Below are 15,817 nucleotides of genomic sequence, written 5' to 3' on the forward strand. Positions count from 1 at the left end.
CGATTCAACTTGCCTGAAGTTCAGCCAGGACGAGGCAATCAGACGAAATAATCCTGCAGCGGTCTGACCTCCAGCGATCCAGCTTTCAGCGCAGCAATGGCTTCGGCCACGGCGTCCGCACCGGAGAGGGTCGTATAATAGGGTACCTTCTGCATCAGGGTCGCACGGCGCAATGACTTTGAATCCGAGATCGCTTTGGCGCTGTCGGTGGTATTGAACACCAACTGCACTTGCCGGTTGCGGATCGCGTCCTCGACATGCGGACGGCCCTCCTGGACCTTGTTGATCTTCTGCGCCTCGACACCATTTTCGCCAAGGAAGCGGGCAGTGCCGCCCGTCGCCAGAATCTTGAAGCCCAGACCTGCAAGTTGCTTTACCGACGGGAGAATGCCCGGCTTGTCTTCATCGCGGACAGACACGAAGAGCGTACCATCGCGCGGCAGATCTACACCTGCACCAAGCTGCGACTTTGCGAAGGCCAGCGCGTAGTCATAATCGAGGCCCATGACCTCGCCGGTCGAGCGCATTTCCGGTCCAAGCAGCGTGTCGACACCGGGGAAGCGCGCGAAGGGGAATACCGCCTCTTTTACAGCAATGTGCTGACGTCCCGTCGTCGAAGGCTTGCCGCCATAATTGCCAAGCGCACCATCTAGCGTTTCACCGGCCATGATACGGGCGGCGACCTTGGCGATGGGTTTGCCAATCGTCTTGGCAACGAACGGCACGGTTCGCGAGGCGCGCGGATTGACTTCAAGCACGTAGATGGTGGCGTCCTTGATCGCGTACTGCACGTTCATGAGGCCGACCACGTTGAGCGATTTGGCAAGTGCGGCAGTCTGCTTTTCGAGCTCGGACACAGTTTCAGCCGAGAGCGAATGCACGGGCAGCGAGCAGGCGCTGTCGCCCGAATGGATACCAGCTTCTTCGATGTGCTCCATGATGCCGGAGATCCAGGTGTCCTTGCCGTCGCACAGGCAATCCACGTCGACCTCGGTCGCCTCGGTCAGATAACGGTCGAAGAGCAGCGGGTTCTTGCCAAGCAGCGTGTTGATTTGGCCGGTCTTGTCGTTCGGATATTTCTGCTTGATATCCTCGGGTACGAGTTCCGGAACCGTGTCGAGCAGGTAGCTCTGCAGGCCACGTTCATCGTGGATGATCTGCATGGCACGGCCACCGAGAACGTAGGACGGGCGCACGACAAGCGGAAAGCCGAGTTCGCCGGCAATGGTGCGTGCCTGCTCGACTGAATAGGCGATACCGTTTTTCGGCTGGGTCAGGTCGAGCTTGATCAGGAGCTTCTGGAACCGGTCGCGGTCTTCGGCAAGGTCGATTGCATCGGGCGACGTGCCGAGGATTGGTATGCCGGCCTTTTCCAGCGCATCGGCGAGCTTCAGCGGTGTCTGGCCGCCAAATTGAACGATCACGCCATGCAGGGTCCCGGCGGTCTGTTCGGTGCGGAGGATTTCCAGAACATCTTCTGCCGTCAGAGGCTCGAAATAAAGCCGGTCCGACGTATCGTAGTCGGTGGAGACTGTTTCGGGATTGCAGTTGATCATGATCGCTTCATAGCCCGCTTCGCGCAGGGCGAAGGCGGCATGGCAGCAGCAATAATCGAACTCGATGCCCTGGCCGATACGGTTCGGGCCGCCGCCGAGAATGACGACCTTCTTGCGGTCCGAGACCTGAGCTTCGGAGGCGAGGGCACCTGCAAACGGCACCTCATAGGTCGAATACATGTAAGCCGTTGGCGAGGCGAATTCGGCGGCGCAGGTGTCGATGCGCTTGAAGACCGGATGGATGTCGAGCTTGTTGCGCAGCTTGGTGACCTCGCTGGCTTCGACCTTGGCCAGGCTGGCAAGGCGGGCATCGGAGAAGCCCATGCCCTTGAGCATACGCAGGTTTTGCGCATCCTGCGGCAGGCCGTGCTCGCGCACCCGCTCTTCCGTGGCGATGATCTCGGCCATCTGCTCGAGGAACCAGGGATCGATCTTGCAGCCTTCGTGCACTTCCTCGACGGAGAGGCCGAGGCGCAGCGCCTGGCCAACCATGCGCAGGCGGTCCGGGGTAGGCACGCCGATGGCAGCGCGGATGGCATTGTTGTCACTGCCTTCGCCAAGACCCGGAATGGCGATTTCGTCGAGGCCGGTGAGGCCGGTTTCGAGACCGCGCAGGGCCTTCTGCAGCGACTCCTTGAAGGTACGGCCGATGGCCATGACTTCACCGACCGACTTCATCGCAGTGGTCAGCGTCGGTTCTGCACCCGGGAACTTCTCGAAGGCAAAGCGCGGGATCTTGGTGACGACATAGTCGATGGAAGGCTCGAACGAGGCCGGCGTCGCACCGCCGGTGATGTCGTTTTCGAGTTCGTCCAGCGTGTAACCGATAGCGAGTTTTGCCGCGACCTTGGCAATCGGGAAGCCGGTGGCCTTCGACGCCAGCGCCGAGGAACGCGATACGCGCGGGTTCATTTCGATGACGATCAGCCGGCCATTTTCCGGATTGACCGCGAACTGCACGTTCGAGCCGCCGGTTTCGACGCCGATCTCGCGCAATACCGCGATCGAGGCGTTGCGCATGATCTGGTATTCCTTGTCGGTCAGGGTCAAGGCCGGTGCGACGGTGATCGAGTCGCCGGTGTGGACGCCCATCGGGTCGACGTTCTCGATCGAGCAGATGATGATGCAATTGTCCGCCTTGTCGCGGACGACTTCCATCTCATATTCCTTCCAGCCGAGGACGGACTCCTCGATCAGCACTTCGGTTGTTGGCGAAGCGTCGAGGCCGCTGCCGATGATCTCGTAGAATTCCGCGCGGTTGTAGGCAATGCCGCCGCCGGTGCCGCCCATCGTGAAGGATGGGCGAATGATCGCCGGCAGGCCAACATGGTCGAGCGCTGCACCCGCCATGCCAAGTGCGTGGGCGACATAACGCTGTTTGCGGTCGCCTTCGCCGAGCTGCCACTCGGTTTCCAGCTTGTCCAGAGCGGCGTCGAGTTCGGCTCCGGAATACTTGGCCTTCACGGCCTCGCGCTGTTCTTTATGCAACCTGCGGTCGAGGTCCTTGACCTCGGTGGCATTGGCCAGCATCGATCGGGGAGTCTCAAGGCCGATCTTGGCCATGGCTTCGCGGAAGAGGGCGCGGTCTTCGGCCTTGTCGATGGCTTCCGCATTGGCGCCAATCATCTCGACATTGTAGCGATCGAGGACACCCATGCGGCGCAGCGACAGGGCGGTGTTCAGCGCGGTCTGGCCGCCCATGGTCGGCAGCAGCGCGTCAGGACGTTCCTTGGCGATGATCTTGGCAACGACCTCAGGGGTGATTGGCTCGATATAGGTTGCGTCCGCCAGTTCCGGGTCGGTCATGATCGTTGCCGGATTGGAATTGACGAGGATGACGCGATAACCCTCTTCCTTGAGCGCTTTACACGCTTGCGTACCGGAATAATCGAACTCGCATGCCTGACCGATGATGATCGGCCCGGCGCCGATGATCAGAATAGATTTGATGTCGGTGCGTTTTGGCATGGGTGCGTTCCTGTCAACTGCGTGCTGCACAAAAAACCGCACGGTTTTGACCGTACGGGCAGACACATAATTCCAAATGCGAGGCTAAGGCTGCCTTATAGGCAAAGCAATCGCATTGCGTAACCCCAAAAACGCGCAATTTCACGCTTTTTCGCCGCAGTTTTCATTGTATCGGCGGCTTGGCTTCGCCGTGCATTAATCAGTCACGAAAATTGATTACGTATCGAATGCAGCCGCGCGTTGAAAATAGCAGCGTGCGTGAAACAAATATCGCACTATACTACGACAAATACAGCGTACCGGCGGTTAAGACCGGTGTGGGATCAGGAGACGGGAAATGCGTTGGCAGGGCCGCAGACAGAGTGACAATGTTGAGGATCAACGCGGCGAAGACAGCGGCGGTTTTCCCGGCGGCATTGGCCGCGGCGGCGGCTTCCGGCTTCCGGGTGGGTCCGGCATACGCACGGCGCGGGGCGGCGGTTTCTCCGGCATCATCATCCTCGCGGCGATTTTTCTCTTCCTGAAATTCTGCACGAATATCGATCCGATGCAGATCCTCGTCGATTCCGGTGGTGGTGACGGTCAATTGCTGCCGGGTCAGAGCCAGACGGCTCCCGGTGATACGTCGGTCAAGAGCAATGATGAGATGACGCAGTTCGTGCGTACCGTCCTTGCCGAGACCGAGGACGTCTGGAGCGGCATTTTCCAGGCCGAGGGCAAGACCTATCCGGCGCCGACGATGGTGCTATTCAGCGGGCAGGTCCGTTCGGCCTGCGGCTTTGCCAGCGCCGCATCCGGGCCGTTCTACTGCCCCGGTGACAAGAAGCTTTACATCGACCTGAGCTTCTATGACGAGCTCGACAAGAAATTCGGTGCATCCGGTGATTTTGCCCAGGCGTATGTGCTTGCACACGAAGTTGGCCATCACGTACAGAATCTGATCGGCGTGCTGCCGAAGTTCAACCAGATGCGGCAGAACATGAGTGAAGCCGATTCGAACGCCATGTCAGTGCGCGTCGAGCTCCAGGCCGATTGCTTTGCCGGTATCTGGGGTCATTTCACCCAGCAGAAGGGCATCCTGGAGCAGGGCGATCTGGAAGAGGCGCTCAATGCAGCCCAGCAGATCGGCGACGATACGCTGCAGCGCAAGATGCAGGGCTATGTCGTGCCGGAGAGCTTCAATCACGGCACGTCAGCTCAGCGCGCCACCTGGTTCAAGCGCGGCTTCGACAGCGGCAAGCTGGAGAGTTGCGATACGTTCAGTGGAAAGATCTAGGAGATCTCTCCCCTTTTGGGAGAAAGCATTTTCAGCATCTTAGCTCTTGCTAGTGCTAGAAATCACAAGAGAGAGGATTTGCTACCGCGAAGTATCCCCTGCCTTGGATTTTCCAAGGGTCTAGCAAGGGCTAAACCCCGAGAAAATCCATTCCCCCCACAAGGGGGAGATAAACTTCGAATGTATCAACCGGCGTTCTGTTCGCTTGTGAAATCCATGCCCAGGGCATGGGCGACAGCCGCACGTGAATGGATGGTCGTCGAGTCGAAGACCGGCAGGGCGACGTTGTCGTCGGTCACGGACAGGCAGATTTCCGTGCAGCCGAGAATGACACAATCGGCGCCGGCATCCTTGCCACGCTGGATGATCTTTTCCAACGCGTGGCGGGAATCTTCCTTGACGATGCCGCAGCAGAGTTCATCGAAAATCACCGAGTGAACCTTGGCGCGATCAATCTCGTTGGGAACGAGAACCTCGATATCGAACTCAGCACGCATATAGTCGGCATAAAAGCCGTGTTCCATCGTGTAACGGGTTGCCAGCAGCAGCGGGCGCTTCTTGCCGGCTGCAGCGAGGGTGCGGCCGGTCTCATGCCTGATATCGATGAGGGGAACACTGACCGAGGCGGCAACCGCGCCGGCAACAAGGTGCATCGTATTGGTGCAGATCAGGACGCAATCCGCGCCGGCGCCTTCAAGGCGTTTCGCTGCGTCGGATAGAAGAGCTGCGGCTTCCTCCCAGCGATCGCTCTTCTGCAGGGCGACGACTTCAGCGAAATCCAGCGATTGCATGGCAATCTTGGCCGAGGCGAGCCCGCCAAGGCGTGTACGGACGTTCTCGTTGATCTGGCGATAATAGACCGCGGTGCTTTCCCAGCTCATGCCGCCGATCATTCCAATGGTGCGCATTGCGAATTTCCCTGTTTTTCACTGCGAGGATGATAAGTCTGATTGCGCGCGAAGAGTTCGCAAAGTTTGTGAACATTACTTGTGCCTATGCAAAAGATGGGCGTATTGTGTACAATGCACGCTTTAAATTTGCATTCGAGGTCAAATGCTCGACGACCGTGACCGCAAGATTCTGGATCTGCTGCAGGCGAATGCTTCGCTCGCCGTCTCCGATCTGGCTGATCGGGTCAATCTTTCGATTTCAGCTTGTTCGCGGCGAATCCAGCGTCTCGAAGAAGACGGCTTTATCGCCAGACGGGTTGTCTTGCTCGACCGGCCGCTCATGGGACTGCCGACCACGATGTTCGTGATCGTGCGCACAGCCCGTCATTCGGCGGACTGGCTCGAGCAGTTTCGCAAGGCGATCAGCGACATTCCGGAGATCGTCGAGGTGCATCGCATGACCGGAACGTTCGACTATATCCTGAAGCTGGTCCTGCCGCGGGTTGAAGCCTATGACGGTATCTACAAGACGCTTGTCGAAAAGGTCGAATTCTTCGACATATCGGCTTCGGTGTCGATGGAGACTCTGAAAGCGACGACGGCGTTACCAACCCATTATGTCCGTTAATTTCTGCTTTAACTGACAGGATGTGTCAGGAGGATTTTGCCCAAAAGTCACTTTTCGGTGGCGGAATGTCGGATTTCCTGATCATGTTCACGTATTGTTTCGCGCCTGCGAAGCGAATATAGCGATTTTCCGCGTCAATCGCGGACGTAAACGCCACTTGCGAGTTTTCCGATGATTGACCCGATCCTGGCCAAACGCGGCCTTACTCTCGTCTTCATGATTCTGTTGCTGGATATTATCGGCATCGGAATCATCGTTCCGGTCCTCCCAGAATATCTTGAGGAACTGACCGGCACGGATGTAGGGCACGCCGCAATTTACGGTGGCTGGCTGCTTTTCGCCTATGCCGGAATGCAGTTTGTTTTCGCGCCGTTGATCGGAAATCTCAGCGATCGCTTCGGCCGCCGTCCGGTTTTGCTGACATCGGTCATTACCTTCGCAATCGACAATCTGATTTGCGCGCTTGCGCCAAATTTCGCCATCCTGCTGATTGGCCGAATCCTGGCCGGCATCAGCGGCGGCAGTTATTCGACCGCCTCCGCCTATATTGCCGATGTCAGTACGGACGAGAACCGGGCCAGGAATTTCGGCCTGCTTGGCATTGCATTCGGCGTCGGCTTCATTCTCGGACCGATCATTGGCGGCTTCCTCGGTGAGTTTGGCCCGCGCGTGCCGTTTTTCGGCGCGGCGCTGATTTCATTTCTGAACTTTGTGGTCGCATATTTCCTTTTGCCGGAAACCCTCAGCGCGAAAGATCGGCGGACATTCGAATGGAAGCGTTCCAATCCGCTCGGCGCCTTTAAACAGATGCGTAACCACAAGGGCATTCTGTGGATCGGACTAGTCTTCTTCATGCTGACGCTCGGTCACATGTCCTATCCTGCGGTTTGGGCCTATGTCGGCAGCTACCGCTATGGCTGGAGCGAAAGCGATATCGGCATGTCGCTCGGTATCTATGGTCTCTGCAGCGCGATCGTGATGGGTCTCATCCTGCCCCGTATCGTTTCCAGGTTTGGCGAATGGCGCACCGCCGTCATTGGCCTTACCTTCGCCATGCTTGGTTTCTTCGGCTATGCCAGTGCCTGGCAGGGATGGCTGGTCTATGTCGTGATCGTCGCCACCTGCCTCGAAGGCGTGGCCGACCCTGCCATGCGCAGTATTGCGTCAGCCAAGGTCCCGGCGTCGGAGCAGGGCGAGTTGCAGGGGGCGCTGACCAGCCTGTTCAGCATCACCAACATTATCGGGCCGCTGATCTTCACGCAGATTTTCGCGATCTTCACGGCGCCCGGCGCCTCCATCACTTTCAGTGGTGCGCCTTATGTGCTCGGCGGGGTTTTCGTGCTGATTGGCCTCATTGCGTTCGTGGTGCGGGTCGAAAAGCCATTGCTGGCCAAGGACGAGGCGCTCGTTGCGGGTGCTCTGGCTCAAAACGAGGCGGGATAACAATTGGACTGCCCGGAACGGCTCGGGTGCCTATCAGGCGAGGAGACGCTCCTCGGCCTTCTTCATCGCCCGTTTAAACAATGACGGATCGCCAAGTGCACGGGCGAGCACGAGCCCGCCTTGAATGCTGATGACCGCCTCCTCGGCGAGAGCGGAAGCCTCAGTTTCGTTGTGCCCGGCTGTTTGCAACGCTGCGGCAAGGGCGGAGTTCCAGTCGGCAAAATAGTCCCTGATCTGGTCGGTAAAGCGATCGCGGACATTATCGAGGGCAAAGGCACCGACAAGGCAGATGCGCCGGCCGGAATGGAAATAATCGGTCACGGCGTGGCACATCTCGCTGATCGCCGCGCGCGGGTTTTCGACCTCGCGCAACGGACGATAGATATGATCCTCGAACCATGTGTCGATTTCGTTAAGGACGGCTGCCGCCATTTCTTCTTTCCCACCGGGAAAGAAGTGATAGAGGCTGCCTTTGCCAAGCCCGGTCTTTTCGCCGATGATCGACAGGCTCGCGCCCTCGAAGCCGCATTCGCGGAAGATCTCGGCGAGGACGGGAATGACGTCCGAACGTTCGGCAACGGTTTTTGCCATAGATTACAATCCCAAATCTGACAGGCCAGGATGATCGACTGGGCGTGGGCCCGAGCGGTCCCAGAAGAATTTGCGTTCCGATTCCTTGATAGGCAAATCATTGATGCAGGCAAAGCGCTTTTGCATCAGGCCGTTTTCATCAAATTCCCAGTTTTCATTGCCGTAAGCACGGAACCAGTTGCCGGAATCGTCATGATATTCATAGGCGAAACGGACAGCGATGCGGTGATCAGTGAACGCCCAAAGCTCCTTGATCAGGCGATAGTCCAATTCCCGGTCCCACTTGCCGGCCAGGAAGGCGATGATGGCCTCACGCTCCTGCACAAATGTCGAGCGGTTCCGCCAATAGCTGTCAACCGTATAGGCGAGGGAAACCCGTTCTGGATCGCGACTGTTCCAGCCATCTTCTGCACTGCGGACCTTCTGGATCGCGGTTTCCCGGGAAAATGGCGGCAATGGCGGGCGTTGTTCTGACATCTCAATTCTCCTTATTGTGTACTGATCGGTAAAGTCTGTGGCGATTGGTACAATTGGATGAAGGTTGTGTCAAGAGGCGGGGATGAAACTTTTAGCTGCCATGGTCTGCGCGCCATTTTCACAGCTGAGCCTTTGCGTTAAGCAGGCGGGACCAGCTGAGGTGAAATCCCGATGTCCTGTGAAAAACGTATTATACTCAATGCCGAAGGTCTCAGCCTGTCGCGTCTCGTCCTCGGCGCATGGCGACTATTGAGCGGGCCGGAAAAGCCTGATGCGACCAGTGTGGCGCGCCTGATCAATGATGCGATCGACCTTGGCATGACCAGTTTCGATCATGCCGACATCTATGGGGATTACGGTGTCGAGGAAGTCTTCGGCGCGGGGCTGAAGCACTGGGGCGGCAAGCGCGAGGCAATCGAGCTGATTACCAAATGCGACATCATGCTAAAATCGGATGCGCGTCCGGATAATCGCATCAAGCATTACGATACCAGTGCCGCACACATCAAAGCGTCTGTCGATCGTTCGCTCAAGAACCTGCACACCGATTACATCGACGTGCTGCTGATCCATCGACCTGACCCACTGATGGACGCGGATGAGACTGCGAGGGGACTAGAGGGTGTTGTGAACGCTGGGAAGGTGCGGGCTGTCGGGGTTTCCAACTTTTCGCCTTCACAATTCGACCTGCTTGCCTCGCGGCTGCCTTTTCCGCTTGTGACTAACCAGATCGAGGTGTCTGTCGTCAATACGCATTCGCTGTTCGATGGCAGTCTCGATCATGCGCAGCGCCTGCGCTATGCGCCAATGATCTGGTCACCACTCAGCGGAGGCCGTCTTTTCACTGGCGATGGCCCACAGGAGAAGCGGGTACGCGAAGCCTTGAAAGCGGTCGCGGATGAAACTGGCGGGGCGGATATCTCGGCGATTGCCATTGCGTGGCTGTTGCGCCATCCGGTGCGGCCGATCCCCGTCCTCGGCAGCCTGAAGCGCGAGCGCCTGGCCGCGATGGCGGCGGCGCTCGCGCTCGAACTCGACCGCCAGCAATGGTTTGCTATCCTGAAGGCCAGCACCGGCCAGGATGTTCCGTGATCAGGTTGTTGATGTCCTAGGCGGCGTGATCGCGCTCGGGCAGGGGCTCCAGTCCTTTCCTTTCGCGGATCAGATTGAAGAACCGGCGGAAGAGATAATGCGAGTCCTGCGGGCCGGGTGATGCTTCCGGGTGGTGCTGCACAGAGAACACCGGACGTCCGACTACCCTCAGGCCGCAATTGCTGCCGTCGAACAGCGAGACGTGGGTTTCCTCGACGCCGTCGGGGAACGATTCGGCATTTACAGCAAAACCGTGGTTCATCGATACGATTTCAACCTTGCCGGTTGTATCGTCGCGCACCGGATGATTGGCGCCGTGATGGCCCTGGTGCATCTTCCTGGTATCGCCGCCAAGTGCCAGCGCCAGCATCTGATGGCCGAGGCAGATGCCGAAGACCGGAATATCGGTCTTGATCAGTTCCTTGATGGCCGGAACCGCATATTTGCCGGTCGCTGCCGGATCGCCGGGGCCGTTGGACAGGAAGATGCCATCCGGCTTGTAGGCAAGGACGTCTTCGGCAGTCGCCGAAGCCGGAAGAATGGTCACTTTCGCGCCTAGACCAGCAATAAGCCGCAGGATGTTGCGCTTGATGCCGTAGTCGATGGCGACCACGTGGAATTCCGGTGCCGACTGCTCGGCAAAGCCTTCGTTCCAGACCCAGGGCTTTTCGGTCCAGACCGAACTCTGCCCGGATGTCACGTCCTTGGCGAGATCGAGATCGAGCAGGCCGTGCCAGGCAGCGGCACGCGCCTTAAGTGCAGGAATGTCGAACTTGCCGTCCGGATCATGGGCGATCACGGCGTTGGGCATGCCCTTTTCGCGGATGAAGACAGTCAAGGCACGCGTATCGACCCCAGCAAGGGCGATAACGCCGCGTGCCTTGAGCCAATGGTCTAGATGGTCGGCGGCACGGTAGCTCGACGGTGCGGTGATGTCGGCCTTGAAGATCGCGCCAACCGCGCCGGCGCGATTGGTCGGGGTCAGGTCCTCGATGTCTTCGCTGTTGGTGCCGACATTGCCGATATGCGGGAATGTGAAGGTGACGATCTGGCCGGCATAGGAAGGGTCGGTGAGGATTTCTTCATAGCCAGTGAGGGCGGTGTTGAAGCAGACCTCGGCTTCGCAGATGCCCGTTGCGCCAAGGCCCTTGCCTTCGATGACCGTCCCATCGGCTAGCACAAGCACCGCTGTTGGCTTGAATTCCGTCCAGCTTGCGGTCTTCGGGCTTGGCTTGGTACCGGCGTCTGTCATTGTCGTGGCGGTCATGCGGTTTCCTTAAGCGTGAGCTTGTGTCGTCGTCGTGCGCCAGGCATTGAAAATTGCCGATCGGTACTCCACATGGCATGGCTGAACGCGATGGTCGATAGATCCCCACCGCAGCAACAACGAAAATGTCTGGCTAAGACCCAGTCCATAAACAAAGCCGCACCTCCGGTCAATTGCGACACAAAAACTCTTCGCGCAATCATGCCAAAGCGGCATGTCACGATGTTTGATTTCGCCTGGGGTCACCGTTAGTGTGCGCCAAAAGCAGGAGAGCATAGTCATGCGCGACACAATCGCCGGGGCACTGAACACAGCCATCAAGGCACAGGACAAGCGACGCGTTCCGACGCTGCGCCTGATCATGGCTGCAATCAAGGATCGCGATATTCTCAATCGTGGTACGGGTAAGGAACCTGCAACGAATGATGAAATCGGCTCGATTCTTGCCAAGATGATTAAGCAGCGCGAGGAGTCGGCAAAGCTCTACGAGGAGGGCAACCGGCGGGAACTCGCCGAGCAGGAACGCGCGGAAATCGAAATCATTCGTGATTTCATGCCGACGCAGTTGAGTGACGACGAGATTCGCCAGGTGGCCAAGCAGGTCATCGACGAGATCGGTGCAAGCGGGCTGCGCGACATGGGCAAGAGCATGAATGCGCTCAAGGAACGATATGCCGGCCAGATGGATTTCAGCAAGGCGAGCAGCATTGTGAAAGAGATGTTGCAGTAGAATACAGTGCTACCCGACCAAATGCCGAAGGAGACCCGCTGAAGCGATTCCGATCAGTACGGTCGGCAGCATCGAGAGGCGCGTTGCCACGAGGAACGTGATCGCAAGGGCAAGGAGGTCGGCCGGATTGTCGGAAACGAAGTCCGGTGCGATCACCGAAATCAGGACACATCCCGGCGCGGCTTCCATGACAGCCGTCGCGCGCGGGCTGAGTGTGCGGTTGCGCAGCACCACATACCCGCCAATTCGCGTGAGATAGGTGACGGTTGCCATCAAAACGATAGTGAGGAGGCTGGCTGTATCAATCATGCATCACATGACAGGAAATAAGCCGCCACGAGCCCGGAGAGCGCGCCTGCAGCGACATACCAAGCGCCTGGAACGAACAGATAGGTGAATGCTGCAACGACAAGGCTTACAAGCCAGGGGCGCGCACGAGCTATACCTTTCCACATGCCCCGGAGCAGCACCAGGAATACAGCCGGAAACGCCATGTCGAAGCCATAAGCCTCCACGTTGCCGAGCACTGGGCCAAACACCGCACCAAGGGTCGTGAAGATTACCCACGTGAGATAGAAGGGGAGTGCGGCTCCCAAATAGTAGGGCAAGCTGAATGCCGGATTCATCCCCACCGAAGCCCGCTTTTTACCATCTGCGAGTCCGAGCGCCCAACTCTCGTCGCACATGAAGAAGAGGGCCGGCAGTGCTTTGCGTTTGGGCAGCTGGCGCAGGAATGGCGCGAGGGCAGCTCCCATGAGCAGATGGCGACTGTTTACCAGAAAGGTAATGGCGACGATGAGCAGGATGTGCGGGGGAGAAGACCATAGCTGAATCGCGGCGAATTCTGAACCGCCGGCAAAGTTCAGCCCCGTCATGAGCGGCACCTCAACGACGCTGAGTCCCTTCTGAGCGGCCTGAGCACCGAGCACAAGCGCATAAGGTATGATGCCAAGAAGGACTGGCGTGCAGGACACAATTCCGCGCCAGAACTCGGGACTGGACTTTTCTCCTGCTTGTTGCGGCAGGTAAGCTTGTGTCGTGCTCATAATTTTCCCTTGGCGCGCCTTGCGGCCGCCTCCTTCCGATCCGTCGGATGTCGATGATGTCGAAGCGCAAGATAGGCAAATTGGTTCGCAATTTGGTTGCGAATATTCTTGTATTTTGGCAAAGATTGGCATTGAAAATCATAAATCGGATATTTGCTGGAATTTTGCGCCAATGAATCTGGATGATATTGACAAGCGTATCCTGCGGGCGCTCCAGCGTGACGGCCGGATACCCAATAATGAGCTGGCCAAGGAGGTGGGGCTTTCAGCGTCACCCTGTCTAAGGCGTGTAAAACTCTTGGAGGATGCCGGCGTGATTGACCGCTACGTCGCGGTACTCAACCCGGCCAAGATCGGGAAGGGGCTCACATTCTTTACTCGCATCTGGCTTAAGGCGCAGGACGAGGACACGATAGAGCACTTCGCAACCGAGGTGGCAAAGCTGCCTCAGGTGATGGAGTGCTATCTGATGCTTGGGGACTGCGATGCTATGGTACGTATCGTTGCAGCGGATATTGACGATTATCGCCGTTTCCAGTCAGAACATTTGAGCCGCATAAAAGGCGTGCAGAACGTCAAGACAGACGTTCCAAGCCAGACGATAAAGCAGACGTCGGAATTGCCGCTCTAAATAAGCGGATGAGGTGGATTGCTCATTCTGATGAGTCGGGTGCTCCAGACTTTGGTGGCCGCACCGGATATTCGGTCAATGCGACAAATTGCATAGCCATTATGCAATTTTGCAAGTTGCCATATTTTTGGGCTGCGCTATTCTAAGGTTGTTGGGTTCTTCTCCTCCCAGATACCCCAACAATCGAATGTACTGCACCTCCTCCCACGGTACATTTACAATCAGGACCGCTGCACCTCCTCCCGCAGCGGTCCTTTTTTGTTTTCGAGGATCAGTCAGTCTTTTCCGGGGGCCATTTCGGATCCGCCAGTTCCTGAACAGTCTCCGCAAGCGACGCCACTTCCTTCTCACGCAGCTGGTCGATCTTCTGATGCAGAAGCTCGATTTTCTCGTGGAGCAGCTCGATCTCCAGTTCTGCCTTGATATTGATGCGGTAGTCGTTCTCCGCCTCCTTGCGGTCGATGTCCTGCTGGCGGTTCTGGCTCATCATGATGAACGGCGCTGCATAGGCGGCCTGGAATGACAGGGCAAGATTGAGAAGAATGAACGGGTAGGGATCCCACTCGCGCACATAGGCGGTCACATTCAACACGATCCAGACGAACAGGATTGTCGTCTGTATGATGATGAACGACCATGACCCCATCGTGGCGGCTACCTTGTCGGCGATTTTTTGCCCGGGCGTCAGTTGTTCGCGGTCGGCAGGTTTCTGGGTACGTGCCTGTCGCCTGACCTCGCGCAAATGATTGAGCAGCTTGCGTTCGGCATCCCAAAGGCCTTTTTTCACTTCCTCGACATTTGGCATCGATTTCATTTCCCTTCTCTTTGGGTCTCTGTTCGATAGGCTGGAATTTGCCCAAAGGAATAGCATAGATAGTCGCGCACCGGCAGAAACAGTGCGTTAGAGAGGAAGGGCAAGTGTCAACGACATCGTCCGTATTTGAAAAGAGTTATTCCGCATTTCTGTTCGATATGGACGGGACGCTTATCAATTCGACCCTCGCGGCAGAACGCGTATGGGCGCGTTGGGCGGAACGTCATGGTCTGGACGTTAAAACCTTCCTGCCGACGATGCACGGTGCGCGTGCAATCGATACGATCCGACGGATCGGCTTGCCAGGCGTCAACCCGGAAGAGGAAGCCGCAAAAATCACGCGGGCCGAGATAGACGATGTTGAAGGTATTGCGCCGCTTCCGGGTGCACTTGCGTTCTTGAGCCGCCTGCCGCGCGCGCAATGGGCGATCGTCACATCATCGCCGCTCGATCTGGCGATACGCCGTCTCGGCGCAGCCGGGCTACCCGTTCCGGACTGCCTCGTGACGGCCGAAGATGTGGCTATCGGCAAGCCCAACCCCGATTGCTATCTTCTGGCCGCGCGAAAGCTTGGTATAGGCATTGCCGATTGCCTCGTATTCGAGGATGCGGTCCCAGGCATTCTTGCGGGTGATGCGGCAGGTGCAGACGTGATTGTGATTACAGCGACACACAAGCATCCGATTGAAACAGCGCATGCTACCATACCCGATTACGAAAACCTCGACGTCGGAATTGATCATGATGGGCGGCTGGCGCTGCTCCAGCAAGTGGCAAAGCCGTGATACCCACCTTTACTTAAACTTTTCTCAACGCGTCTTCGGAGCGAATAATATTCGCCATTTTTCGCGATTGGCGGGTTGAATACGTGCCTTTGTTCTTGGTGCGCGCTTTGGCGTGTGTTCACGATCAATTGAATAATATTATCGATCGAAAGATGTTGGTCGGCATCAACGTCTTGGAACTTCAACGGTGCCTCCGCGTTTATTTTGAAATAACGGAGGCGAGAAAATGAAAGATCACCGTTGGTCTACCCTTATCGGGATATTGGCAGGGCTGTCTGTTGGTGCGGGCGTTGGCGGGGCGATGATGGGAAATGTGCTTCTTGGTCTGCTGATTGGCACCGCCATGGGCGCATTCATTGGATCCAATACGCATATCCATCGCGATTATTGAATAATTGACTGCTGCCGATGCGATCAAGCATGGTAGGGCCAGGCGTTCTGCGCCGGGGCTCCACTTTTGCGAAAATCAAAACGATCAGCTGTGCAACGAGCGCAAGCGCGTAGTGTTCAGGAGACCCTGTTCTTCGAGCACAGGATAAGCCATGGCTGCGAGCAGTGAATTGACCTGCTTCAGGTCGCGAATGGTGTCGAGGTGAATGGAACTTGTTTCCAGGCTACGGGTC

General features: G+C 57.4%; 16 protein-coding genes. 8 read left to right on the plus strand and 8 right to left on the minus strand.

What is annotated here, in order from left to right:
- Positions 1–38 precede the first annotated feature (38 nt).
- Positions 39–3,524 (minus strand): carbamoyl-phosphate synthase large subunit, encoded by a 3,486-nt coding sequence (carB, locus tag AAAC48_RS27100; RefSeq protein WP_340657167.1) that lies wholly within the window; start codon positions 3,522–3,524, stop codon positions 39–41.
- A 337-nt stretch (positions 3,525–3,861) separates the two neighbouring features.
- On the opposite strand from carB, the gene AAAC48_RS27105 reads away from it, so the two are divergent.
- The gene (locus AAAC48_RS27105; protein WP_340657168.1) at positions 3,862–4,800 is read left to right on the plus strand and encodes a neutral zinc metallopeptidase; all 939 of its coding nucleotides are present in this window, start codon (positions 3,862–3,864) and stop codon (positions 4,798–4,800) included.
- Positions 4,801–4,985: 185 nt separating this feature from the next.
- On the opposite strand, the gene AAAC48_RS27110 is transcribed toward AAAC48_RS27105, so the two are convergent.
- Positions 4,986–5,708: an aspartate/glutamate racemase family protein gene (locus AAAC48_RS27110; RefSeq protein ID WP_340657169.1), complete on the minus strand. Its 723-nt coding sequence runs from the start codon at positions 5,706–5,708 to the stop codon at positions 4,986–4,988.
- A gap of 145 nt (positions 5,709–5,853) precedes the next feature.
- Here AAAC48_RS27110 and AAAC48_RS27115 point away from each other — a divergent pair, with 145 nt between their 5' ends.
- On the plus strand, positions 5,854–6,318 hold the full coding sequence (locus AAAC48_RS27115; RefSeq protein ID WP_340657170.1) for an Lrp/AsnC family transcriptional regulator: 465 nt from the start codon (positions 5,854–5,856) through the stop codon (positions 6,316–6,318).
- Between the two features lie 171 nt (positions 6,319–6,489).
- On the plus strand, positions 6,490–7,761 hold the full coding sequence (locus AAAC48_RS27120) for a TCR/Tet family MFS transporter (protein ID WP_340657171.1): 1,272 nt from the start codon (positions 6,490–6,492) through the stop codon (positions 7,759–7,761).
- A 33-nt stretch (positions 7,762–7,794) separates the two neighbouring features.
- On the opposite strand, the gene AAAC48_RS27125 is transcribed toward AAAC48_RS27120, so the two are convergent.
- Both AAAC48_RS27125 and AAAC48_RS27130 read right to left on the minus strand, forming a co-directional pair.
- Positions 7,795–8,352 (minus strand): TetR/AcrR family transcriptional regulator, encoded by a 558-nt coding sequence (locus AAAC48_RS27125; RefSeq protein WP_340657172.1) that lies wholly within the window; start codon positions 8,350–8,352, stop codon positions 7,795–7,797.
- A gap of 3 nt (positions 8,353–8,355) precedes the next feature.
- Positions 8,356–8,829, minus strand: coding sequence for a nuclear transport factor 2 family protein (locus tag AAAC48_RS27130; RefSeq protein WP_340657173.1), 474 nt, complete (start codon positions 8,827–8,829; stop codon positions 8,356–8,358).
- A gap of 171 nt (positions 8,830–9,000) precedes the next feature.
- Here AAAC48_RS27130 and AAAC48_RS27135 point away from each other — a divergent pair, with 171 nt between their 5' ends.
- Entirely contained in the window at positions 9,001–9,921 is a 921-nt protein-coding gene (locus AAAC48_RS27135; RefSeq protein ID WP_340657174.1) for an aldo/keto reductase, read from the plus strand.
- Positions 9,922–9,937: 16 nt separating this feature from the next.
- Here the strand turns inward: AAAC48_RS27135 and carA are convergent, their stop codons facing one another.
- Positions 9,938–11,173 (minus strand): glutamine-hydrolyzing carbamoyl-phosphate synthase small subunit, encoded by a 1,236-nt coding sequence (gene carA / locus AAAC48_RS27140; protein WP_340657182.1) that lies wholly within the window; start codon positions 11,171–11,173, stop codon positions 9,938–9,940.
- Between the two features lie 295 nt (positions 11,174–11,468).
- Here carA and AAAC48_RS27145 point away from each other — a divergent pair, with 295 nt between their 5' ends.
- Positions 11,469–11,918 (plus strand): GatB/YqeY domain-containing protein, encoded by a 450-nt coding sequence (locus tag AAAC48_RS27145; RefSeq protein WP_340657175.1) that lies wholly within the window; start codon positions 11,469–11,471, stop codon positions 11,916–11,918.
- A gap of 9 nt (positions 11,919–11,927) precedes the next feature.
- On the opposite strand, the gene AAAC48_RS27150 is transcribed toward AAAC48_RS27145, so the two are convergent.
- Entirely contained in the window at positions 11,928–12,227 is a 300-nt protein-coding gene (locus AAAC48_RS27150; protein ID WP_340657176.1) for an AzlD family protein, read from the minus strand.
- Positions 12,224–12,964 carry an AzlC family ABC transporter permease gene (locus AAAC48_RS27155; RefSeq protein ID WP_340657177.1) on the minus strand — a complete coding sequence of 247 codons (741 nt, stop codon included), beginning with the start codon at positions 12,962–12,964 and terminating at the stop codon, positions 12,224–12,226. The genes AAAC48_RS27150 and AAAC48_RS27155 overlap by 4 nt, the downstream gene beginning before the upstream one ends.
- 172 nt (positions 12,965–13,136) lie before the next feature.
- Here AAAC48_RS27155 and AAAC48_RS27160 point away from each other — a divergent pair, with 172 nt between their 5' ends.
- Entirely contained in the window at positions 13,137–13,595 is a 459-nt protein-coding gene (locus AAAC48_RS27160) for an Lrp/AsnC family transcriptional regulator (protein WP_340657178.1), read from the plus strand.
- A gap of 271 nt (positions 13,596–13,866) precedes the next feature.
- Here the strand turns inward: AAAC48_RS27160 and AAAC48_RS27165 are convergent, their stop codons facing one another.
- Positions 13,867–14,409, minus strand: a complete 543-nt coding sequence (locus AAAC48_RS27165) for a DUF1003 domain-containing protein (RefSeq protein WP_340657179.1) — start codon at positions 14,407–14,409, stop codon at positions 13,867–13,869.
- Between the two features lie 104 nt (positions 14,410–14,513).
- On the opposite strand from AAAC48_RS27165, the gene AAAC48_RS27170 reads away from it, so the two are divergent.
- Both AAAC48_RS27170 and AAAC48_RS27175 read left to right on the plus strand, forming a co-directional pair.
- The gene (locus tag AAAC48_RS27170) at positions 14,514–15,194 is read left to right on the plus strand and encodes an HAD family hydrolase (protein WP_340657180.1); all 681 of its coding nucleotides are present in this window, start codon (positions 14,514–14,516) and stop codon (positions 15,192–15,194) included.
- 226 nt (positions 15,195–15,420) lie between these two features.
- On the plus strand, positions 15,421–15,585 hold the full coding sequence (locus tag AAAC48_RS27175) for a hypothetical protein (RefSeq protein WP_340657181.1): 165 nt from the start codon (positions 15,421–15,423) through the stop codon (positions 15,583–15,585).
- Positions 15,586–15,817 lie beyond the last annotated feature (232 nt).

The sequence above is a fragment of the Phyllobacterium sp. genome, from assembly GCF_037994405.1.
GTDB lineage: Bacteria > Pseudomonadota > Alphaproteobacteria > Rhizobiales > Rhizobiaceae > Phyllobacterium.